The organism is Methylocapsa sp. S129, from assembly GCF_009765995.1.
GTDB lineage: Bacteria > Pseudomonadota > Alphaproteobacteria > Rhizobiales > Beijerinckiaceae > Roseiarcus.
This window is the reverse complement of the sequence record NZ_LMUI01000010.1, coordinates 1-22,185: the sequence shown is the minus strand read 5'-3', so window position 1 is coordinate 22,185 and position 22,185 is coordinate 1. Positions and strand designations below refer to the sequence as shown.

The window sequence follows — 22,185 nt, the reverse complement described above, 5'->3', positions numbered from 1 at the left end:
CATAGGGCGATAAGAACTGGCCGAGGAGGAAACGTCGATGAACCGCAGACAGATGTTGCTATCGGGCGCCGCATTCGCTTTGGCGCCGCGCATGGCGAACGCCCAGGCCGCCAAGCCCCTCAAAATCGGCATCATGAACGACATGTCGAGCGTTTACGCCGATTATCAGGGTATCGGGTCGGTCGTCAGCGCCAGACTCGCGGTCGACGATTATTCAGCTCATTTGGGCGTGCCTGTCGAAATCATATTCGCCGATCACCAGAACAAACCGGATATTGGCGCCGGCATCGCCCGCGATTGGTTCGACAATCAGAGCGTCGATGTCGCGATGGATCTGCCTAATTCCGCTGTCGCGCTGGCTGTGCTTGGCGTCGCCGACCAGAAGAACAAGGCGGTGATTGGATCGGGCGCGGGCTCCTCGATCATGACCGGGCCGAAATGCTCGCGCAATTTCATCCACTGGACCTACGACACCTACGCGCTCGGCACGGGTCTTGGCAAAGCTCTGGTCGGGCAGGGGGCGAAGACTTGGTTCTTCATCTCGGCTGATTACGCATTCGGCAAGGACCTGGAGAGCAATTGCGCCGCGGCCGTTGAGGCGTCGGGCGGCAAGGTTCTGGGCACAGTGCGCCATCCCCTCAATACGGCCGATTTCTCATCGTTCCTTCTGCAGGCGCAGGCTTCCGGGGCCGATGTCGTCGCTTTCGCCAATGCGGGCGGCGATCTAAACAATTCTTTCAAGCAGGCGGCCGAATTCGGCCTCTCCAAGAAACAGCGCCTCGCCGGCCTTATCCTCAACGTCACCAACATCCCGGCACTCGGCCTCGCGGCCGTTCAGAACTCGACGATCTGCACCGGCTTCTATTGGGACATGAACGACGACACGCGCGCTTTCGCCAAACGCTTCCAGAGCGCGCATCCGACCAAGATGATGCCCAATGATATGCACGCTGGCATGTATTCGGCGACTGCGCACCTCATCAAGGCGATGGCGGTTCTTAAGAGCGCCGCCGACGGGGTGAAGCTGATCGACCAGATGAAGGCGATGCCGACCGACGACCCGCTGTTCGGCAAAGGTTCGATCCGCGTCGACGGGCGCAAATTGCATCCGATGTATCTGCTGGAGACCAAGACGGTCGAGGAATCGAAGGGCGATTGGGATTATTTCAAGGTGCTCGCCGCTATCAAACCCGAAGACGCGTGGCGCCCGCTCGACAAGGGCGGCTGCCCCTTCGTGAAGGCCTAACGTCGAGAGCAGCGGCGCCATGCGCGATCGAGCAGCGCGGCCGCCCCTCGCTTTTGCGCCCGGCCTATTCGACCGTGCCTGATTTTGAAGCTTGCCCGCCTCTATTTTACTGCTTGCTGGAATCAAAAGGCGGCTCTAGCCTTCCCCCTCGTCACATTTTCGCCATGCGCGTCGATCGCGCCGGCGCATCGACCGCGTCGGAGTATGAATTCAGGAGGGGAAATTGAACAGGAACTTCATTTACGTGATGATCGGCCTGCTGATCGGCATCGTGCTCGGCGTCGCCTGTTTCTATTCGTTCCCCGACAAGGCGACAGCGGCCGACGTCGCCAAATATATGTCGCTGATCAGCGCCGTCTTCCTCAAGCTGATCAAGATGATCATCGGCCCGCTTGTCCTCTCGACCCTGGTCGTGGGCATTGGTCATATGGGCGACGCGGCGACCGTCGGCCGCGTCGGCGCCAAGACGATGGCGTGGTTCGTCAGCGCCTCGATCGTGTCACTCCTTCTTGGCCTGGTCATGGTCAATCTGTTGCAGCCCGGCGTCGGCATCGTCATCGCCGACCAGGGCGCCAACACCGCCAATGTTTCGACGCAGGCCTTCAGCATCGATAATTTTGTCGACCATGTCGTGCCGACCTCGATATTCAAATCGCTCGCCGAGGGCGAAATCCTGCAAATCGTCGTCTTTTCCATATTCGCAGGCATCGCCATTATGGCGATGGGCGAGCATGGCAAGCCGCTGATCGATCTTGCCGAAAGCGTCTCGCAAATGATGCTGAAAATCACCGGCTACGTCATGAAGATGGCGCCGGTCGCGGTCGCCGCCTCGGTGGCGTCGGTCATCACTAAATCAGGACCGGGCATTCTGCTCAATTTCGCCAAATTCCTGGGCGGGTTCTATCTTACGCTTGTCATCCTTTGGCTGCTTCTGGTTGCGGTGGGCTATCTCACGCTGGGGCCGCGCATGGTCGATCTCGTCAAGCGGATGCGCGAGCCGTTTCTGCTCGCCTTCTCGACGGCGAGTTCGGAGGCGTCCTATCCGAAGATTCTCGACCAGCTCGAGCGTTTCGGCGTCTCCAAAAGGATTGCGAGCTTCGTTCTGCCGCTCGGCTATTCCTTCAATCTCGACGGCACGATGGCTTATACGACTTTCGCGACTTTGTTCATCGCGCAAGCCTATGGCGTCGACATGCCGATCGGCAAGCAATTGCTGATGGCGGCGATCCTGATGATCACTTCGAAAGGGGTCGCGGGCGTGCCGCGCGCGTCGCTGGTGGTGATTCTTGCGACTCTGAAACAGTTCGGCATCCCCGAGGCGGGGCTGTTTCTCATCCTGGGCATCGACCAATTCCTCGACATGGGCCGCAGCGCCACCAATGTGATCGGCAATTCGCTGGCGGCGGCGGCGGTCGCTAAATTCGAGAACGACCTTGGGCCGGCGAAAGACGGTGCGACCGATGACAGCCCTGTGCCGCTGCCCGCCCACGCTTGAGGACGGTTGCGCCGCGCTCGTTGTGTCGCGCGCATCTTTGCTCGCGGCCACGGGATGGGAGACATGTTGAGATGAGAAAGATCTGGCGATGAGAATGACATTGGCGCTCGCTGCCGGATTGTTGGCGCTGACGGCGTCTTCGGCGTTTGCCGAGGACACGAACGGCGCCGACCTGACCGCGCCGCCTGCCGTCAACGGCGATAATGCTCCCGATGTTTTGGCCGGAACGCTCAAGAAGGTGCGTGAAAGCGGCGCCATCGCGATTGGCTATCGCGAGGCCTCATTTCCGTTTTCCTATGTCAGCAAGGAATCGCCGACGCCGCTCGGCTATTCCGTCGATCTTTGCCAGGGCGTCGTCGACGAAATCGTCCGGGAGCTGAATGGCGCGCCCGTCCGCATCGATTATCAATTAGTGACGTCCGACACGCGCATGGAGGCGGTCACTTCCGGCAAGGTCGATCTCGAATGCGGCTCGACCACCGGCAATACCGAGCGGCAAAAGAGCGTCGCCTTCTCGCCGGTCATGTTCGTCGCCGGCACCAAGCTGATGGTCAAGCGCAATTCGGGCGTCAATTCCTACAAGGATTTGACAGGCAAGACTCTGGTCGTGACGGCGGGCACGACCAACGAGATTGCGATGAAGCTGCTCAACGATAAATACAAGCTCGGCATCGCGATCGTTTCGGCGAGGGATCACGAGGAATCCTACACGATGCTCGCCGACGGCAAGGCCGATGCTTTCGCGACCGATGACGTGCTGCTCTACGGTTTCATCGCCCGCAAACAATCCCAGGCGACGATGGCCGTGGTCGGCGATTTCATCACCTATGAGGCCTATGGCCTCATGTTTCGGAAAGACGATCCGCAAATGGCCTCCGCCGTCGCGCGCGCCTATTCCGTTATGGCGCAGGATGGCCATCTCGTGGCGAACTACCACAAATGGTTCCTGCAGCGCACGCCTACCGGCGAACTCATCGACCTGCCGATTTCCCTGCAGCTCACCGAAGCGTGGCGGGCGTTGGGCGTCGACGATTTCTGATCATGCGCCGCGCGCGACAGCTTCATTGCGCACGAAATCATAGACCGATTGGGCCGCCGGAGACATCGCGCGATTGCGCACCTTGATCAGGCTGTACGGTTGGACGACGATCTCGAAATTGGTCGGCAGGATTTCAATCGCGCCGGCGGCGCCCTTTTGCGTCGCGAAGAACTTCGCGGCCTCGACGGAAATCGGGGCGATGGCGTCGGATTTCGCGACGAGGATTATTGTCAGCGTCAGAGAGGACGTATTGGATAGCCGCTCTGGCAGAGACAGGTTTTTCGTCAGGAACATATTCTCGATCGTGCGGTGCAGGGGCGTCCCGCGCGGTTGCATCACCCAATCATGGGTGTTGAGTTGGCTAAGCTGAACCGGACTATGGGCCAAGAGCGGGTGACCGCTGCGCACGATCAGGCACGCCTCCTCAACGCCGATCGTCAAGCAATCGAATAATGTGGGATCAAGTTCGTCCGGCACGCGCGCGATGACGAAATCGAGCCGCGACGCGAGAAGCTCCCTGGCTAAGGCGTTACTGGTGTCGATTTTCATGGCGAGTTCGATTTTGGGAAAGATCGACCGGATCTTGCCGATGGCCGGAGCCGCCAGATCGATCGCGGGCGCGGTCACCGCGCCCAACGCTACCGAGCCGCTTCGGCCCGTTCGCATATCGGTGATTTCCTGTTCCGCCTGCAACAATTGCAACAGAACCGAGCGGGCGTGCCGCGCAAGCGATTGGCCCAACGGCGTGAGGCGTACGCCGCGCGACAGCCGCTCGCAAAGCTGCGCATTGAGCAGCGATTCCATTTCGGCGATCATGCGCGAGGCGGCAGGCTGCGAAATATTCATCGCATTGGCCGCCGCGCTGACCATCTCATGCTCTTCGAGCGCGACGATCATGCGCAGATGCGACATTTTCAACCGCCCGGTCGGCAGCGGCTTGCTGGCGCGCGGCAACGAGGCGACCAGATCGAAGCCCGGCGACGCTCTGCTCTCATCGTCCATTGAACGTCTCGTTGATGTAAATGGCCTCTCAGTCGACAGTGATGATATACCAATTAATCATAGCTGACGACGCGTAACGCATTTGACTGTCATATCAATATCAAACAACGTAAAGTCCACGGGCGCGTTGGCGCCGGCGGCTGGCTATGCGACGTCAGATGCTGGCTCCCCTGACCTGCTTTAACGGGCGCGCGACGTGCACTCGCAACAAAACTTTGTTTTATCCGGGAGGAATTAAGTGATGCAGTTCAAAACTTTCGCCGCCGCCGTCGCGCTTGGGCTGATCGCCCTGGCCGGAACGGCGCAGGCACAAGACAAGGGCACGATCGGCATTGCGATGCCGACCAAGTCCTCGGCGCGCTGGATCGCCGATGGCGACAATATGGTCAAGGTGCTGCAAGCCAAGGGCTACAAGACCGACCTGCAATATGCCGACAACGACATTCCCAATCAGCTCGCGCAGATTGAGAACATGATCACCAAGAAGGAAAAAGTCCTGGTGATCGCCGCCATCGATGGCACGACGCTGTCGGACGCGCTGCAGAAGGCGGCCGACGCCGGCATCAAGGTCATCTCCTATGATCGCCTGATCGTTGGCTCGGGCAATGTCGATTACTACGCGACCTTCGATAATTTCGGGGTCGGCGTCCTCCAGGCCGGCACCATCGTCAAGGGGCTTGGCCTCGATCAGGGCAAGGGCCCGTTCAACATCGAATTGTTCGGCGGCTCGGCCGACGACAATAACGCCTTCTTCTTCTACAATGGCGCGATGTCGGTCCTGCAGCCCTACATCGACAGCGGCAAGCTCGTCGTGCAGAGCAAGCAGATGGGCATGGACAAGGTTTCGACCCTTCGCTGGGACGCGGCCGTCGCCCAGGCGCGCATGGATAATCTTCTCAGCGCCTTCTACACCAAGAAGCGTGTCGACGCCGTGCTGTCGCCCTATGACGGCCTGAGCATCGGCATCATCTCCGCGCTCAAGGGCGTCGGCTATGGCTCCAAGGATCAGCCCATGCCGATCATCTCCGGCCAGGACGCCGAAGTGCCTTCCGTCAAGTCGATTATCGCCCACGAGCAATATTCGACGATCTTCAAGGATACGCGCGAACTCGCCAAGGTTGCGGCGGGCATGGTCGATGCGGTGGTCTCGGGCGGCAAGCCGGAAATCAACGACACCAAGACCTATAACAACAAGGTCAAGGTCGTTCCGTCCTATCTCCTGAAGCCGGTCGCCGTCGACGCCACCAATTGGAAAGCCGCGCTGATCGACACCGGTTATTACAAGGCCGAACAGTTCCAGTGAGCTTGGCTTGAAAACCGGCCCCCGCGCGTTCAAGGCGCGGGGGTCTTTCTTTTTGACTGGCGTCGCCTGATGTTTTGCGTCAATCATGGCTCCTGTCGTGTCCTAGAGAGTTTGCGATGAACGCAATCCTGGAAATGCGGGGGATTTCCAAGAGTTTCCCGGGTGTGAAGGCGCTTCGAGACGTCAATCTCGTGGTGAAGGCCGGCGAAATCCACGCGATTTGCGGCGAGAACGGCGCTGGCAAATCGACGCTGATGAAAGTTCTCAGCGGCGTCTACCCGTTCGGCTCTTACGAGGGCGAAATCATCTACAAGGGCGAGGAGAGGCGCTTTGCGACCATCTCCGACAGCGAGCATCTCGGCATCATCATCATCCATCAGGAACTGGCGCTGGTGCCGTTGCTCTCGATCGCCGAAAATATCTTTCTGGGCAATGAACCCGCGACAATGGGCGTCATCAATTGGGCTACGGCGTTCAGCAAGACGCGCGAGCTCCTGCAGAAAGTGGGCTTGAAAGAATCTCCCAATGCGCTCATCACCAATTTGGGCGTCGGCAAGCAGCAATTGGTGGAAATCGCCAAAGCGCTCGCCAAAAAAGTTCAACTGCTGATTCTCGATGAGCCAACAGCCAGCCTCAACGAGAGCGACAGCGATGCGCTGCTCAATCTTTTGCTCGAGTTCAGGACGCAAGGCATCGCTTCGATTCTGATCTCCCACAAGCTCAACGAACTCGCCAAAGTAGCCGATTCCATCACGGTCCTGCGCGACGGCACAACGGTGGAGACGATCGACACCCATGCCGAGAAGATCAGCGAGGGCCGCATCATCAAAAGCATGGTCGGCCGTGAAATGTCCGATCGCTATCCGCCTCGCGAGCCCAAGATCGGTGAGAAATTGTTCGAGGTGAAGGACTGGCGCGTCGAGCATCCGCTGCACGCCGGACGCGAAGTCATCAAAGGCGTCAGTCTTCACGTCAATCGCGGCGAGGTTCTCGGCATCGCCGGCCTGATGGGCTCCGGGCGCACCGAACTGGCGATGAGCGTGTTCGGCCGCGCCTACGGGCGCAATGTGACCGGCAAGGCGTTCATGGACGGCCAGGAAATCGACGTCGGTTCCATTCAGAAGGCGGTCGCCAACGGCATCGCCTATGTTACGGAGGATCGCAAGAGTCTCGGGCTCATCCTCAACGAGGACATCAAGAACAATGTGACGCTCGCCAATCTGCCGGGCATCGCCTGGCGTGGAATCATCGACGACCACAAGGAAGCGAGCGTCGCCAGCCAATATCGCGGCATGCTGAAAATTCGTTCTTCCAGCATCTTTCAAAAGACGCTCAATCTGTCAGGCGGCAACCAGCAGAAAGTTGTGCTGAGCAAATGGTTGTTCGCGCATCCGCAGGTGCTGATCCTCGACGAGCCGACGCGCGGCATCGACGTCGGCGCCAAATATGAAATTTACACCATCATCAACGAGCTGGCTTCGACCGGCAAAGGCGTGATTGTCATTTCCTCGGAGATGCCGGAACTGCTGGGCATCTGCGATCGCATCTATGTGATGAACGAGGGGCGGTTCGTCGATGAAATGCCGGCCAGCGAGGCCAGCCAGGAAAAAATTATGGCCTCCATCATGAAGCAATATGGGGCGGTGCAATGAAACACGAAGCAATCAGTGCTCCCGGCCCAGAGCAGGCCGGCGTGAGGACGGGCTTCTGGAAAGACAGCCTGCGTGATTACGGGCTGTTGTTCTCCTTGCTCGTGATCATGGGTTTCTTCTACTTTCTGACGGACGGCATTTCGCTGGCGCCGCTCAACGTCACCAACCTTATCTTGCAAAACAGTTACGTCGTCATCATGGCGCTCGGCATGTTGCTGATCATCGTGGGCGGCAATATCGATCTTTCCGTCGGTTCGACCGTCGGTTTTGTCGGCGCCATCGCGGCGACGTTGATGGTCGGGTTCCATCTCCAGTTTCTGGGGCTGGATACGGACATCAAGGTTCCGTGGGAGCCGGTCATCGTGATCGCGTTAGCCCTTGGCGCGGCGATCGGGGCGGCGCAGGGCTATTTTGTCGCCTTCAGCAAAATACCGTCGTTCATTGTTACGCTGGGCGGCATGTTGATCTTCCGCGGCCTGACAGGGAACATGCTGCTCGGCCAGTTCGTAGGTCCGTTTCCCAAGTCGTTCCAAAACATCAGTTCCGGCTTCATCCCGGATTTCGGGGATTTTGACTTCCTCAAGCCGTTGACTGGCGATTCCAACTTTCACTGGGGCTCGATGCTGGTCGGAATCATCGGCGCCGCGGTGCTGATCTACACGAGCGTGCGTCGCTGGAGCCGTTCGCGCGCGCAGGCGATGGACACGGAGCCCTTCGTTCTTTTCATCGGCAAGAACGCGATTTTCGCGCTTCTGATCCTGTTCTTCAGTTACCAGCTTGCGTCCTATAAAGGGCTGCCCGAAGTGCTGATCATCATGGGCGTGCTCATTCTTATCTATGCGTTCGTGACGACGCGCATGACGATCGGCCGGCGTATCTACGCGCTGGGCGGCAACAGGTTGGCGGCGCAGCTCTCGGGCATCAGAACCGAACGGCTGACCTTCCTCACCTTCGTCAATATGGGCCTGCTGGCGGGTCTAGCCGGGCTCATCGTCGCCGCGCGGCTGAATTCGGCGACGCCGAGCGCGGGCCAATCCTTCGAACTCGACGTCATCGCCGCCTGTTTCATTGGCGGCGCCTCGGCGTCTGGCGGCGTGGGCAAGGTGATGGGCGTCGTCATCGGCGCCTTCGTGATGGGCGTCATGAACAACGGCATGTCGATCTATGGCCTTGGCATCTATTGGCAGATGGTCGTCAAGGGCATCGTTCTGCTGTCGGCCGTCTATGTCGACGTCTACCAGAAGAGCAAGGGCTGAACGGACTACGCCTTCACGCGCCGTTCTCGACAATTTCCATCGCCAGCCGCGCCATCAATGGCACGGCCTCGCCCATTTTTCGCGCGCGTTCGGGGTTCGACGCATTGCCGTCGAGCGAACGCTTGTAGACGCCCTGGACGATCGCCGCGACGCGGAAGAAGCTGAAGGCGAGTAGGAACGCCCAGTCCGGGATGGAGGCGATCCCCGTTCGCCGGCAATAAGCAGCGACGTAATTGACTTCGCTGGGAATGCCTAGCGCGGCGCGATCCAGCCCGGCGAGGCCGCGCGACTCGCCCGCGTTCGGGAGGCGCCATTGCATGCATTGATAGGCGAGATCTGCGTAGGGATGGCCGAGCGTCGACAATTCCCAGTCGAGCACGGCGAGCAGGCGCGCATCGGCATGGGCGAAGATCATATTGTCGATGCGCCAGTCGCCATGGACCAGCGCCACGCGGCCGTCATCGGCGGGAACATGGGCGCCCAGCCATTCGATCAGCCGATCCATATCCGCATGGACCGTCGTCTCGCTCGCGCGATATTGCTCGCCCCACCGCTGCAGTTGGCGTGCGAAATAATTGCCGGGCTTGCCATAGTCGCCAAGGCCCGCCGCGACGACGTCCACGGCGTGCAGTCTGGCGAGCGCCGCGTTCATCGAATCGTAAATCTCGCCGCGCTCATCGGGAGTCAAGTCGGGCAGAGAGGGATCCCAAAAGATGCGCCCGTCGACATGGTTCATCAGGTAAAACACGGAACCGATGACGCTTTCATCCTCGCAAAGCGCCAGCGCACGCGGCGCGGGAAAGCCGGCGCCATCCAGAGCGCGAAGCACGCGATATTCGCGCTCGACCATATGCGCCGATTTCAGCAATTTCCCCGGCGGCTTGCGGCGCATGACATAGCGTCGCGCCGGCGTCTCGATGAGGTAGGTCGGGTTCGATTGGCCGGTGGGGAATTTGCTCGCCTTCAACGGCCCCGCGAATCCATCGATATGTGCGTGCGCCCAGGCTTCAAGACGCGCGCTGTCAAGCGCGAGCGTTTCGCTGGTCATTGCGGCGGCTTGTTGGAATAGCGCTTCAATTCGTTCTTGGCGATGACGCGCCGGTGAACGGCGTCGGGTCCGTCAGCCAGACGCAGTGTGCGTACATGAACCCACATATTGGCGAGCGGGAAGTCCTGGCTGACGCCCGCCCCGCCATGCATCTGCACGGCCTGGTCGATCACTTCGAGCGCCACGCGCGGCGCGATCACCTTGATTTGCGAGATCAGCGGCGCCGCGGCGCGCACGCCCTGCGTGTCCATCGTCCAGGCGGCTTTCAGGCACAGCAGCCGCGCCATTTCAATCGACATCCGCGCCTCGGCGATGATGTCGTGATTGGCGCCGAGATTGACGAGCTTCTGCCCGAAAGCCTCGCGCGCCTGGGCGCGCCGGCACATCGCCTCCAGCGCCCGCTCGGCCTGGCCTATCGCGCGCATGCAATGGTGGATGCGTCCCGGTCCCAGCCGCCCCTGCGCGATTTCGAAGCCGCGCCCGCGCCCCAATATCATGGCCTCGCGCGGCACGCGCACATCGGTGAAGCGAATGTGCAAATGGCCATGCGGCGCGTCATCCGCGCCATAGACCTTCATGGCGCGCAGTTTCTCGATGCCTTTCGTTGCTGCGGGGACAAGCAGCATGGAATGGCGCGCGTGCTTCGTGGCCGCGTCGGGATCAGTCACCGCCATCACAATATAGAGCGAGCAACGAGGATCACCGGCGCCCGACGACCACCATTTCTCGCCATTCAGCACCCATTCGTCGCCATCGAGACGCGCGGCCATCGCGATATTGGTGGCGTCCGACGAGGCGACCCCCGGCTCCGTCATGAGATAGGCCGAGCGGGCGCGCCCGTCGAGAAGATCAGGCAGCCAGCGCGCCTTTTGCTCAGCCGAGCCAAAGCGCTCCAGCACCTCCATATTGCCGGTGTCCGGCGCCGAACAGTTGAACACTTCGGACGCCAGCGGCGACCAGCCCATTTCTTCCGCAAGATAAGCATATTCGACGGCGGTGAGGCCGAAACCCTTATCGGAATCGGTCAGCCAGAAATTCCAAAGACCTTGCGCGCGCGCGCGCGCTTTCAGATCGGCGAATATTTCCACCATTCGCGCTGTCGGCTTGAAACGATCGCCGTCGCGGCCGATTTCGGCCTCGTATTCCGCCTCGATTGGCATGATCTCGTCGCGCACCATGGCGCGCACGGCGCCAATCAGCGGGCGCACCTTTTCGGTAATGCCGAGGTCCATACGCTCCTCCCAGAAGTCCTGTTTCTTGCCGGAGTTGACCCGCAATCGACGCGTTGCGCAAGAGCGCGCAAAAACAGCCGCGCCGCCAATTCTCTCATCCGACCTTCAGCCCAAAACCTTTGGCGATGAACAAGCCGCCGTGGCGCAGGCCGCCATTGTCGATGCCATGGCCGATGCCGATCGACAAATGCCATTGGTTGGGGATATCCGCCTTGGCGAGTTCCTCCGATGACACGAACAAGGCTTCCAGCGGGATGACCGCGTCCTGATCGCCATGCACAAGCAGAATCGGCGGGCGGGCGCCGCGGATGTCACGGGCGGCGGCTTCACTGAGATGTTCGGGTCCGATCAAGACGCCGGAATAGCCGACGATCGAGGCGGGCGCGCGTTTGCGGCGCAAGCCGACGTGCAGCGCCATCATCGTGCCCTGGCTGAAGCCGACCAGCGCGAGGCGCGATTCGTCGAGGCCGAGGCGCGCAAGCTCCGAATCGAGAAAAGCGTCGAGCGTCGGTTGCGCTTTCACGACGCCAGCCCAGCGCTCATCGCCGCCTTCGCGATCATTGGGGGGGCGATTGCTCAAGGCGAACCATTGCCGGCCCATGGGCGACATGCCGCAAGGTTCGGGCGCATTGGGGGCGACAAAGGCGGCGTCCGGCAGCCAGGGGCGCCACTGGCGTCCGATTTCGATGAGGTCTTTGCCGTCGGCGCCATAGCCATGCAGAAACACGACAAGTTGCTTGGCCTGACCGCTTTTGGGCTCGAGGCGGGGACCATTGATCGTTTCTGCCATGCGGCGCTCCGGAAAAGTCTTTTTGAGAAGGCGGGTCTACTCTGGCGCGCCTTCGAGCGCCATCCCTACGCGTTGACGCGCAGCGCGATAATAGGCCCACAGCATATAGGCCGCGACGCCGCGCAGCGGCCGCCAGCGCTCGGCTATTTCCTCCAGCCGCCGCGCATCGGGCCGCTGCTTGAGTTCCAGCGCGATTTTCGCGGCCTCCTGCAGGGCAATGTCGCCTGATGGAAAGGCGTCGGGATGGCCAAGGCAGAACAGCAGGAAAACGTCCGCCGTCCACGGGCCGATGCCCTTGACCGCGACCAGCGCGCGATGCGCCTCTTCGGCGACGAGCGCGCCAAGCCCGATGAGATCGAGCCCATCCGCGACAGCCTGCGCGATCGCGCGAAAGGCGCGCATCTTGGGCATGGAAAGCCCGCAGGCGCGCAGCTTGTCGTCATCGGCGTCGAGCACAGTCCGCGCGCTCAACGGCGCCAGAATGGTCTCGACGCGTTTGAAAATCGCATTGGCGCTGGCGGTCGACACCTGTTGGGCGACAATGATGCGGATGAGGCCGGCAAAGCCAGGCTCCTGCCGGCGCAAGAGCGTCGCGCCGCCGATCGCGACCAGCTTGCCGACAAGCTCGGGATCGAGTGCGAGAAGCTGGGCAGCGGCGGCCTCCAGCGCGCTCTGGCTATCGATGGACGGCCCGGGATGATAGAGAATCGGCGCCTTGGGCCGCTGTGGAAGCCTGTGTTTTGGCGCCTTGCGCGGCGTTGCTTTGCGGGGGAGTTTTACGAGCGCGGTCTTCGTTGTTTTTTTCGATTTGGATGAGGGCTGCGCCTTCGCTTTGATTGGCGAGCGTCCATCCGGCTTGCGCTTGTCTGACTTGCCGGCGCCGCCTTTTTTGGCGAGATTGCCGTTCATTCTCATCCCCTTCCGCGATCTGGCGCCGCCCGAGGCGTCATTCTGACACGCAAATCCTGACGGGCATATCTTGACATGCAAGTTCTGAGATGAACGCAGCTTTCGTCCGCCCGGTCTTTCGCTTCGCGCCATCGCCCAATGGTCGCCTGCATCTCGGCCATGCCTATTCGGCGCTGCTCAATGAGGCGATGGCGGCGACAGTCGATGGGCGATTCATGCTGCGCATCGAGGATATCGACCCGACGCGCAGCAAGCGTGAATATGAGGCGGCGATCATCGACGATCTTGCCTGGCTGGGTCTGGTCTTTGAAGCGCCGCGCCGCCAGAGCGAGCATATCGACGAATATGTGCGAACGCTTGCGTCGCTCGAAGCGCGCGGCCTTATCTATCCTTGTTTTTGCTCCCGTGGCGAAATCGAGCGCGCGAGCGGCGGCTTGCGCGATCCCGATGGCGCGCCGCTTCATCGCGGAGCGTGTCGCGCGATGTCTGACGCAGAAATAGAAGCACGCCAATCGGCAGGTGAGCGCGCCGCGTTGCGCCTCGATATGACGCGTGCCTTGTCGCGCATTGGCGGGGCCTTGACCTGGCGTGAATATGGCGAAGGCGCGCGAGAGGCTCTCGTTGAAGCCGATCCGGCCGCTTGGGGCGACGTCATTCTGCGCGGCAAGGACCGACCGGCAAACTATCATCTGGCCGTTGTCGTCGACGACGCCGTTCAAGCCGTCAGCGATGTCGTGCGCGGCCGCGATCTCTATCACGCGACGTCCATTCATCGCCTGTTGCAGGGACTGCTTGGCGTCGAGCCGCCGCGCTATCGGCATCATCGTCTCGTGCGCGATGCGAGCGGCGCCAGAATGTCAAAAAGCGCGCATTCGCAACCGCTGGCGACTCTGCGCGAGCGGGGATTCACCGCTGACCAAGTTCGCGCCGCGTTGGGTTTTGGCGAGTCGCGGGCAACGCCGCCGTTCGTCGTGACGATCAGTTGACCTTCGCCTGCACAGTGGGCGTCGCATTGGGCGCCTGGGCGAGTAAGCCGTCGATGCGGTCGCGTTCGCGTTTGAAGGCGGCGAGCATTTTGCCGTCGAATTCGCGCGTCCTGGCGAGTTTGATCGCCATCGGATCGACGAAGCGGCCGTTGACGATGACTTCGTAATGAAGATGCGGTCCGGTGGCGAGGCCGGTCTGGCCGAGATAGCCGATCACCTGTCCTTGCGTCACGCGTATGCCCGGAGCGATGCCGCGTGCAAAGCCCGACATATGCGAATAGGTCGTGACATAGCCATTGGCGTGCTGAATTTCGACGTGGTTGCCGTAGCCGGACGTATATTCCGCCTTGATGATCGAACCATTGCCGGCCGCCAGAATCGGCGTGCCGATCGCATTCGACCAGTCGACGCCCGTGTGCATGCGCGCATAGTGCAGGATGGGGTGGTAGCGCATGCCGAATCCGGATCGCAATTCGCCAGCGGCGATCGGTTTGCGGATGAGGAATTTACGCACCGATCGGCCGTTCTCGTCATAATAATCGACAAGGCCGTCGTCGGGCGTCTCGAAGCGATAGTATTTGAAAATCTGTTCGCGCGCCGTCACGGTCGCGTAGAGCAGTTCGGCGTGAGCATCGATGTCGTCGGGCTCGGAATAGAAAGCGTCAACCGAATCGCCCGCGGCCGTCGCGCGCTGAAAATCCACGTCATTGGCGAAGGCCTTCACCATCTCGTCGATGATCGGGCGCGGGATGCCTTGCTTGAGCGCGGTTTCAAAGAAGCTCTGATAGAGGCTCATCCCGCCAGAATCCGGGTCGTCGTTGCTCGTGGTTTTGCGCTTGGCCGGCGCGGCGGGCATCGTCACCGGCACATAGGCGCCAGCGTCGTTGACGGCGATCGTCGCTTTGAGTTGCTCGTCCGAATAGAGCGAAATGCGTCCGATCTGACCAGTCTGGCCGGCCGCCGCCGGTTCGTCATATTGAAGGATGATTTTTTGTCCTTCGGTGACGAGGGTATCGCCCTTCTTGGCCCCAAAAGCGGCGACGATAGCGCCGACGGCGTCCTTGGAGGCGCCATTCGCGCGCAAAATGTCCTCGATCGTTTCGCCGTGGCGCACGAGCACGAGACGCTCCGAGCCCGATTGCCCGTCAGAGGTCCGGCTACGCGGCGCATTGGTGACGTTTTCAGGCACCATCCGCACTTCAATCGAGGAGAAAAGCGCGTTGGCGCCCACATTGCCGGTTGTCGCATAGGCGAGCGGGGCGGAAGGATCGAGTCCGGCCCGGCTGGTGCGCATGAGCAGCATTTGCGGGGGCAGCGGCAGGGGCGCCTTGGCGCCCGCGACCGCGGCGGCGTGGATCGATTCGACGACTTGCGCCTGCGCCTCCGCAAGCGTCAGGTCGCCTGTGAGCGAAGCCGCGTCGGCGCCCGTCAGGTCGCGCGTCGAGAATGCAACTTCGGCGTCGTCCTGCACCGGGCCGGGGTCGGGCGCGGCGTCCGGTTGTTCGGCTCCCGCAGTCAGTTTCAACGGGTTGAATTCCGGCACGGCGTCGGCGAATCCGGTCGGGGTCAAAGTTAGCGTCGTCGCGACATGGGTGAAGGTGCGGGCCTTGACCACTTCCTTGTCGCCGATGCGAATGGTTGTTGGCGCTTTGAAGGTCTGTTTGGCGGCGATAATGTCGACGGGCCGGACAAGCCGGTCGCCTTTGCCCGGATTCATGCCTTCTTCCTGCGCGCCTTCATGGCGCGGCGGCGCAGCGATTTCCGGCGCTTCGGCGAAATTGGATTGACTGTCGAGGCCAAGATAGAGGGCCGAGCCGATCAGGGCGACGCCGCATAGCCCGGTCAGGACCGCGCCGACGAGCCAGCGGATAGAGATGGCGCGCCGATCCTGAGCCTGAAGCCGCCTGACGCCGGAATCGATGGGCTGTTCCCGCCCCAGATCAATGAAAGCGTGCGATCGGTCGGGCCGACGCGGCGCTATCGCGGTTTGGGCGGCCAATATGTCGCTGCTCCACCAGAAAAAATCGAAACGCCCGGGCGCGTCGCCAATTCGGGCCGGGATGCGAAACTAACCGCCGCGGCTCCCACGTCAACCGGCGTCGGGCCTGGAAACGCGAGAAGCTCTTGAAATCCAAGCAAACCGTGGCGCTTATAGGGCGGGCGGGTCCGAACCGTCGCGCGATATCCGTGAGAGTTTTCCACAGGCGGCGGGCCGGCGGCGTCATTGTGAATATTTTTTGAAAAAGTGTTTGACAGGCCGGAGGGCCCCCCGTATATCAGCGCCACCGACGGCGACGACGCCTTGGGCGGACGAAAAGCCATCTGGTTTTCGAGAGTTTCTCGGGCATCAAGCCACCTGACCGAAAGGTTGGGCAATTCCGGTCCGGTTTTTTGGGGACGAAAGTCCTCGCCGACACTTCTGCTGTTTGACAATTGAATAGGAAGAAAGAGAAACGTGGACGGCGGTTTCCTTGCGGACTGCTCCCTCAAAAGGGCAGTCGAAGAGATAACTGACGGTCACGTGATGAATTCATCGCGCTTTTGGCTTCGGTCAAAAGCGGATGTGTTCGGAACTCGTCAAAGAGACGCGGAAACGAGAGTTTCCGCACTAGTGACCAGTCAGGTCAAAATATCTCAATTCAACTTGAGAGTTTGATCCTGGCTCAGAACGAACGCTGGCGGCAGGCTTAACACATGCAAGTCGAACGCTCCGCAAGGGGAGTGGCAGACGGGTGAGTAACGCGTGGGAACATACCCTTCGGTTCGGAATAACTCAGGGAAACTTGAGCTAATACCGAATACGGTCGAGAGGCGAAAGATTTATCGCCGAAGGATTGGCCCGCGTCCGATTAGCTAGTTGGTGAGGTAATGGCTCACAAAGGCGACGATCGGTAGCTGGTCTGAGAGGATGATCAGCCACATTGGGACTGAGACACGGCCCAAACTCCTACGGGAGGCAGCAGTGGGGAATATTGGACAATGGGCGAAAGCCTGATCCAGCCATGCCGCGTGAGTGATGACGGCCTTAGGGTTGTAAAGCTCTTTCATCAGGGACGATAATGACGGTACCTGAAGAAGAAGCCCCGGCTAACTTCGTGCCAGCAGCCGCGGTAATACGAAGGGGGCTAGCGTTGTTCGGAATTACTGGGCGTAAAGCGCGTGTAGGCGGGTCTTTAAGTCAGGGGTGAAATGCCAAGGCTCAACCTTGGAACTGCCTTTGATACTGGAGATCTTGAGTCCGGGAGAGGTGAGTGGAACTGCGAGTGTAGAGGTGAAATTCGTAGATATTCGCAAGAACACCAGTGGCGAAGGCGGCTCACTGGCCCGGTACTGACGCTGAGATGCGAAAGCGTGGGGAGCAAACAGGATTAGATACCCTGGTAGTCCACGCTGTAAACGATGGATGCTAGCCGTTAGGCAGCTTGCTGCTTAGTGGCGCAGTTAACACTTTAAGCATCCCGCCTGGGGAGTACGGTCGCAAGATTAAAACTCAAAGGAATTGACGGGGGCCCGCACAAGCGGTGGAGCATGTGGTTTAATTCGAAGCAACGCGCAGAACCTTACCAGCTTTTGACATGTCTTGGACGGATACCAGAGATGGTTTCCTCTCTTCGGAGCCGAGAACACAGGTGCTGCATGGCTGTCGTCAGCTCGTGTCGTGAGATGTTGGGTTAAGTCCCGCAACGAGCGCAACCCTCGCCCTTAGTTGCCATCATTCAGTTGGGCACTCTAGGGGGACTGCCGGTGATAAGCCGGAGGAAGGTGGGGATGACGTCAAGTCCTCATGGCCCTTACAGGCTGGGCTACACACGTGCTACAATGGCGGTGACAACGGGACGCAAAGGGGCAACCCCTAGCAAATCTCGAAAAGCCGTCTCAGTTCGGATTGCACTCTGCAACTCGAGTGCATGAAGTTGGAATCGCTAGTAATCGCGGATCAGCACGCCGCGGTGAATACGTTCCCGGGCCTTGTACACACCGCCCGTCACACCATGGGAGTTGGTTTTACCCGAAGGCGTTTCGCTAACCGCAAGGAGGCAGGCGACCACGGTAGGGTCAGCGACTGGGGTGAAGTCGTAACAAGGTAGCCGTAGGGGAACCTGCGGCTGGATCACCTCCTTTCTAAGGATATTCCTCTACGAGAAGCCTTCTGGCCTCTCTACTGGAATTCTTGGAATCAAACGGCCAGTCAGGCCGTCTTTGCGGGACGCCGCCGTCTTCGTTTCTCTTTCTTCCCATAAAGGACGAGCCAGTCGTCGCTTGCGACGATGCGAGCTTAAGAGCTCGGGCTTGTAGCTCAGTTGGTTAGAGCGCGCGCTTGATAAGCGTGAGGTCGGAGGTTCAAGTCCTCCCAGGCCCACCATTTGACTGGCGCTGTCTCGGGGCCATAGCTCAGTTGGGAGAGCGCGTGCTTTGCAAGCATGAGGTCGTCGGTTCGATCCCGTCTGGCTCCACCAGACGCCGCGATCGCCGAGGCCATACGGCCGTCCTTTATAAAACAGTTTCGCAATGCGCCTCGTGCGTGTTGCGTTGTAGAAATATCTGACATTGTAAAGAGGAAACACATTCGGTCAAAGGATCGTGGGGCTACTAGCCTCGTGATCTCGCGAGCATCTCAGTCGTGGGCTTCGCTTGACCGCAAAGCTCCCGGATGTGTTTGAAGCAAAACTGGTCTTTATAATATCTATCAACGCCTTCCCAAGTTCCTGCACAGCGAAGAATGCGCGAAGCATTCGACGTGGAGCGAGGGGTCGCTGCCGAGCGATGGGCGTTGGTAATGAGAGCAATCAAGTGTCTTAAGGGTATCCGGTGGATGCCTTGGCGCTGAGAGGCGATGAAGGACGTGGTACGCTGCGATAAGTCATGGGGAGCTGCGAACAAGCTTTGATCCGTGAATTTCCGAATGGGGAAACCCACCTTCGATATCTGTAATTGTGAGATTGTTGCGAAATGGGCGACTGTTTCATGATGATTTCGCACTTGCAGATATCAAAAGAAGGTATTTGTTCCTGAATAAATAGGGAACAAAAGCTAACCCGGGGAACTGAAACATCTAAGTACCCGGAGGAAAGGACATCAACGAGACTCCGTTAGTAGTGGCGAGCGAACGCGGACCAGGCCAATGCTTTTGCGTATCCAACCAGAACCGATTGGAAAGTCGGGCCGTAGTGGGTGATAGCCCCGTATGGATTTAAGGTATGCAGAAGATATGAGTAGGGCGGGACACGTGAAATCCTGTCTGAACGTAGGGGGACCACCCTCTAAGCCTAAGTACTCCTCAGCGACCGATAGCGTACTAGTACCGTGAGGGAAAGGTGAAAAGCACCCCGACGAGGGGAGTGAAACAGTTCCTGAAACCGGATACCTACAAACAGTCGGAGCCCGCAAGGGTGACGGCGTACCTTTTGTATTATGGGTCAGCGACTTAATTTGACGAGCAAGCTTAAGCCGATAGGCGTAGGCGCAGCGAAAGCGAGTCTGAACAGGGCGTTCAGTTCGTCGGATTAGACCCGAAACCGAGTGATCTAGTCATGAGCAGGTTGAAGGCAAGGTAACACTTGCTGGAGGACCGAACCGGTGTCTGTTGAAAAAGACTCGGATGACTTGTGATTAGGGGTGAAAGGCCAACCAAACTCGGAAATAGCTGGTTCTCCGCGAAATATATTTAGGTATAGCCTCGCGTGAATACTCCAGGGGGTAGAGCACTGGATGGGCTAGGGGGGCCAAAACCCTACCAAACCTAACCAAACTCCGAATACCTGGAAGTAATACGCGGGAGCCACACAGTGGGTGCTAACGTCCATTGTGGAGAGGGAAACAACCCAGACCAACAGCTAAGGCCCCCAATTCATGGCTAAGTGGGAAAGGATGTGGAAATCCCAAAACAACCAGGAGGTTGGCTTAGAAGCAGCCATCCTTTAAAGAAAGCGTAACAGCTCACTGGTCTAAATAAGGGTTTCTGCGCCGAAGATGTACCGGGGCTCAAGCCATGAGCCGAAGCTTTGGGCGCGCAAGCGCGGTAGCGGAGCGTTCCGTAAGCCAGTGAAGGGACAGCCGTGAGGCATCCTGGAGGTATCGGAAGTGCGAATGCTGACATGAGTAACGATAAACACTGTGAAAGACAGTGTCGCCGAAAGTCCAAGGGTTCCTGCGTAAAGTTAATCTTCGCAGGGTTAGCCGGTCCCTAAGGCGAGGCCGAAAGGCGTAGTCGATGGGAACCACGTTAATATTCGTGGGCCAGTGGGTGGTGACGGATGACGAAAGCTGTGAGGGATTAATGGATTTCCCTTGCGGCCTGGTTGTTCCAGGAAATAGCCCCCACATCAGACCGTACCCGAAACCGACACAGGTGGACAGGTAGAGTATACCAAGGCGCTTGAGAGAATGACGTTGAAGGAACTCGGCAATTTACCTCCGTAACTTCGGAATAAGGAGGCCCATTGTCTACGCAAGTAGGCCGTGGGGGCACAGTCCAGGGGGTGGCAACTGTTTAACAAAAACACAGGGCTCTGCGAAATCGTAAGATGACGTATAGGGTCTGACGCCTGCCCGGTGCCGGAAGGTTAAAAGGAGAGGTGCAAGCCTTGAATTGAAGCCCCGGTAAACGGCGGCCGTAACTATAACGGTCCTAAGGTAGCGAAATTCCTTGTCGGGTAAGTTCCGACCTGCACGAATGGCGTAATGACTTCCCCGCTGTCTCCAACGTCAGCTCAGTGAAATTGAAGTCCCCGTGAAGATGCGGGGTTCCTGCGGTCAGACGGAAAGACCCCGTGCACCTTTACTATAGCTTTGCGTTGGCATTCGTGACGGTATGTGTAGGATAGGTGGTAGGCTTTGAAGCTTGGGCGCTAGCTCAGGTGGAGCCACCCTTGAAATACCACCCTTACTTTTATGGATGTCTAACCGCGCTCTGTCATCCAGGGCCGGGACAACGCATGGTGGGTAGTTTGACTGGGGCGGTCGCCTCCCAAAGAGTAACGGAGGCGCGCGATGGTTGGCTCAGACCGGTCGGAAATCGGTCGTTGAGTGCAATGGCATAAGCCAGCCTGACTGCGAGACATACAAGTCGAGCAGAGACGAAAGTCGGTCATAGTGATCCGGTGGTCCCGAGTGGGTGGGCCATCGCTCAACGAATAAAAGGTACGCCGGGGATAACAGGCTGATACTCCCCAAGAGTCCATATCGACGGGAGTGTTTGGCACCTCGATGTCGGCTCATCACATCCTGGGGCTGGAGAAGGTCCCAAGGGTTCGGCTGTTCGCCGATTAAAGTGGTACGTGAGCTGGGTTCAAAACGTCGTGAGACAGTTTGGTCCCTATCTGCCGTGGGTGTAGGAGAATTGAGAGGATTTGCCCCTAGTACGAGAGGACCGGGGTGAACGTATCTCTGGTGGACCTGTTGTGGCGCCAGCCGCAGTGCAGGGTAGCTATATACGGAATGGATAACCGCTGAAGGCATCTAAGCGGGAAACCAGCCTCAAAACGATTTCTCCCTGAAGAGCCGTGGAAGACCACCACGTTGATAGGCCGGGTGTGGAAGCGCAGCAATGTGTGTAGCTTACCGGTACTAATAGCTCGTTTGGCTTGATTGCTCTCATTTACCAACGCTCATCCCGTCAGGATGAGAATTCCAGTTTTGCTTCGTTTCTGCCTTTCGCCGGCCTGGTGGCTTTTGCAAGGTGATTAGACCCGATCCCATCCCGAACTCGGCCGTCAAACGCCTTAGCGCCAATGGTACTATGTCTCAAGACCTGGGAGAGTAGGTCGTCGCCAGGCCTGCGAAGGGCAGAAACCTCCTCTTTTCGAAGCGGCCTTGCGGCCGCTTTTGTTTTTTGCGGCGCTGGAGTATTCTCAGCGCTCTGTCGCGGGGTGGAGCAGCCCGGTAGCTCGTCAGGCTCATAACCTGAAGGCCGCAGGTTCAAATCCTGCCCCCGCAACCAAATTCAGCGAGAATAAAAAGGGCCAAGCGCAAGCTTGGCCCTTTTTTTGTTTTATTTTTCAATTCCCGCCTGCCGGCAAACGCATCGCGCTTCGCGTAAGGGCGCAGGCCCACCTCCGGCATGAACGCCGGCGTCGCGCCTTCATCCGCGCCATATTCTGCATTCGGCGTCTGTGGCGTAGACGCCAGATCCCGTCGCGACGAATCGTAAGCGATGTTCTCAGGCCACGGCTTTGATGGCGGGGGCGTAGGCCCAGGGCAAGAGATCGTCGATTTGGCTATTGGGATG

Annotated in this window: 14 protein-coding genes, 3 tRNA genes and 3 rRNA genes; 13 read left to right on the top strand and 7 right to left on the bottom strand. The window is 59.3% G+C overall.

Annotated elements, in window-relative coordinates; genetic code table 11:
- Positions 1-37 precede the first annotated feature (37 nt).
- From GSQ90_RS02490 to GSQ90_RS02480, 3 genes are all read left to right on the top strand, one after another.
- Positions 38-1,246, top strand: coding sequence for an ABC transporter substrate-binding protein (locus GSQ90_RS02490; protein WP_158812982.1), 1,209 nt, complete (start codon positions 38-40; stop codon positions 1,244-1,246).
- Positions 1,247-1,469: 223 nt separating this feature from the next.
- Positions 1,470-2,741, top strand: coding sequence for a dicarboxylate/amino acid:cation symporter (locus GSQ90_RS02485; RefSeq protein WP_246731385.1), 1,272 nt, complete (start codon positions 1,470-1,472; stop codon positions 2,739-2,741).
- A gap of 88 nt (positions 2,742-2,829) precedes the next feature.
- Positions 2,830-3,780, top strand: a complete 951-nt coding sequence (locus tag GSQ90_RS02480) for an amino acid ABC transporter substrate-binding protein (RefSeq protein WP_158812980.1) — start codon at positions 2,830-2,832, stop codon at positions 3,778-3,780.
- Here GSQ90_RS02480 and GSQ90_RS02475 read toward each other — a convergent pair whose 3' ends face one another.
- A complete protein-coding gene (locus GSQ90_RS02475) occupies positions 3,781-4,782 on the bottom strand; it encodes a LysR family transcriptional regulator (protein ID WP_158812978.1) in 1,002 nt (333 codons plus the stop codon).
- A 241-nt stretch (positions 4,783-5,023) separates the two neighbouring features.
- On the opposite strand from GSQ90_RS02475, the gene chvE reads away from it, so the two are divergent.
- From chvE to mmsB, 3 genes are all read left to right on the top strand, one after another.
- Positions 5,024-6,085 (top strand): multiple monosaccharide ABC transporter substrate-binding protein, encoded by a 1,062-nt coding sequence (chvE, locus tag GSQ90_RS02470; RefSeq protein ID WP_158812993.1) that lies wholly within the window; start codon positions 5,024-5,026, stop codon positions 6,083-6,085.
- A 116-nt stretch (positions 6,086-6,201) separates the two neighbouring features.
- Positions 6,202-7,737 (top strand): multiple monosaccharide ABC transporter ATP-binding protein, encoded by a 1,536-nt coding sequence (gene mmsA, locus GSQ90_RS02465; protein ID WP_158812976.1) that lies wholly within the window; start codon positions 6,202-6,204, stop codon positions 7,735-7,737.
- Positions 7,734-8,993, top strand: a complete 1,260-nt coding sequence (mmsB, locus tag GSQ90_RS02460; protein ID WP_158812974.1) for a multiple monosaccharide ABC transporter permease — start codon at positions 7,734-7,736, stop codon at positions 8,991-8,993. Before mmsA ends, mmsB begins: the two co-directional genes overlap by 4 nt.
- Before the next feature lie 13 nt (positions 8,994-9,006).
- On the opposite strand, the gene GSQ90_RS02455 is transcribed toward mmsB, so the two are convergent.
- The 4 genes from GSQ90_RS02455 to GSQ90_RS02440 form a co-directional block, all read right to left on the bottom strand.
- Entirely contained in the window at positions 9,007-10,041 is a 1,035-nt protein-coding gene (locus GSQ90_RS02455) for a phosphotransferase (protein WP_158812972.1), read from the bottom strand.
- Positions 10,038-11,273 carry an acyl-CoA dehydrogenase family protein gene (locus GSQ90_RS02450; protein ID WP_158812971.1) on the bottom strand — a complete coding sequence of 412 codons (1,236 nt, stop codon included), beginning with the start codon at positions 11,271-11,273 and terminating at the stop codon, positions 10,038-10,040. The genes GSQ90_RS02455 and GSQ90_RS02450 overlap by 4 nt, the downstream gene beginning before the upstream one ends.
- 94 nt (positions 11,274-11,367) lie before the next feature.
- The gene (locus GSQ90_RS02445; RefSeq protein WP_158812969.1) at positions 11,368-12,063 is read right to left on the bottom strand and encodes an alpha/beta hydrolase; all 696 of its coding nucleotides are present in this window, start codon (positions 12,061-12,063) and stop codon (positions 11,368-11,370) included.
- Positions 12,064-12,099: 36 nt separating this feature from the next.
- Positions 12,100-12,972: a DNA-3-methyladenine glycosylase gene (locus GSQ90_RS02440; RefSeq protein ID WP_158812967.1), complete on the bottom strand. Its 873-nt coding sequence runs from the start codon at positions 12,970-12,972 to the stop codon at positions 12,100-12,102.
- An 89-nt stretch (positions 12,973-13,061) separates the two neighbouring features.
- Between GSQ90_RS02440 and gluQRS the strand changes: the two genes are divergently transcribed.
- Entirely contained in the window at positions 13,062-13,958 is an 897-nt protein-coding gene (gene gluQRS, locus GSQ90_RS02435; RefSeq protein ID WP_158812965.1) for a tRNA glutamyl-Q(34) synthetase GluQRS, read from the top strand.
- Here gluQRS and GSQ90_RS02430 read toward each other — a convergent pair.
- Positions 13,951-15,957 (bottom strand): M23 family metallopeptidase, encoded by a 2,007-nt coding sequence (locus GSQ90_RS02430; RefSeq protein ID WP_158812964.1) that lies wholly within the window; start codon positions 15,955-15,957, stop codon positions 13,951-13,953. The two genes, gluQRS and GSQ90_RS02430, sit on opposite strands and share 8 nt — an antisense overlap.
- Before the next feature lie 641 nt (positions 15,958-16,598).
- On the opposite strand from GSQ90_RS02430, the gene GSQ90_RS02425 reads away from it, so the two are divergent.
- The 6 genes from GSQ90_RS02425 to GSQ90_RS02400 all read left to right on the top strand — a co-directional run bounded on the left by GSQ90_RS02425 (position 16,599) and on the right by GSQ90_RS02400 (position 21,897).
- Positions 16,599-18,080, top strand: a 16S ribosomal RNA gene (locus GSQ90_RS02425).
- 164 nt (positions 18,081-18,244) lie between these two features.
- Positions 18,245-18,321, top strand: a tRNA-Ile gene (locus GSQ90_RS02420).
- Between the two features lie 18 nt (positions 18,322-18,339).
- Positions 18,340-18,415 (top strand) — tRNA-Ala (locus GSQ90_RS02415).
- Positions 18,416-18,743: 328 nt separating this feature from the next.
- A 23S ribosomal RNA gene (locus tag GSQ90_RS02410) occupies positions 18,744-21,549 on the top strand.
- A 69-nt stretch (positions 21,550-21,618) separates the two neighbouring features.
- Positions 21,619-21,733 (top strand): 5S ribosomal RNA (gene rrf, locus GSQ90_RS02405).
- The 16S, 23S and 5S rRNA genes sit together here with 3 tRNA genes alongside, the layout of an rRNA operon.
- Before the next feature lie 87 nt (positions 21,734-21,820).
- Positions 21,821-21,897: transfer RNA gene (locus tag GSQ90_RS02400), tRNA-Met, on the top strand.
- Here the strand turns inward: GSQ90_RS02400 and GSQ90_RS32070 are convergent.
- The coding region (locus GSQ90_RS32070) for a hypothetical protein (protein WP_210254803.1) at positions 21,876-22,185 on the bottom strand (310 nt) is incomplete at its 5' end. The genes GSQ90_RS02400 and GSQ90_RS32070 overlap by 22 nt on opposite strands.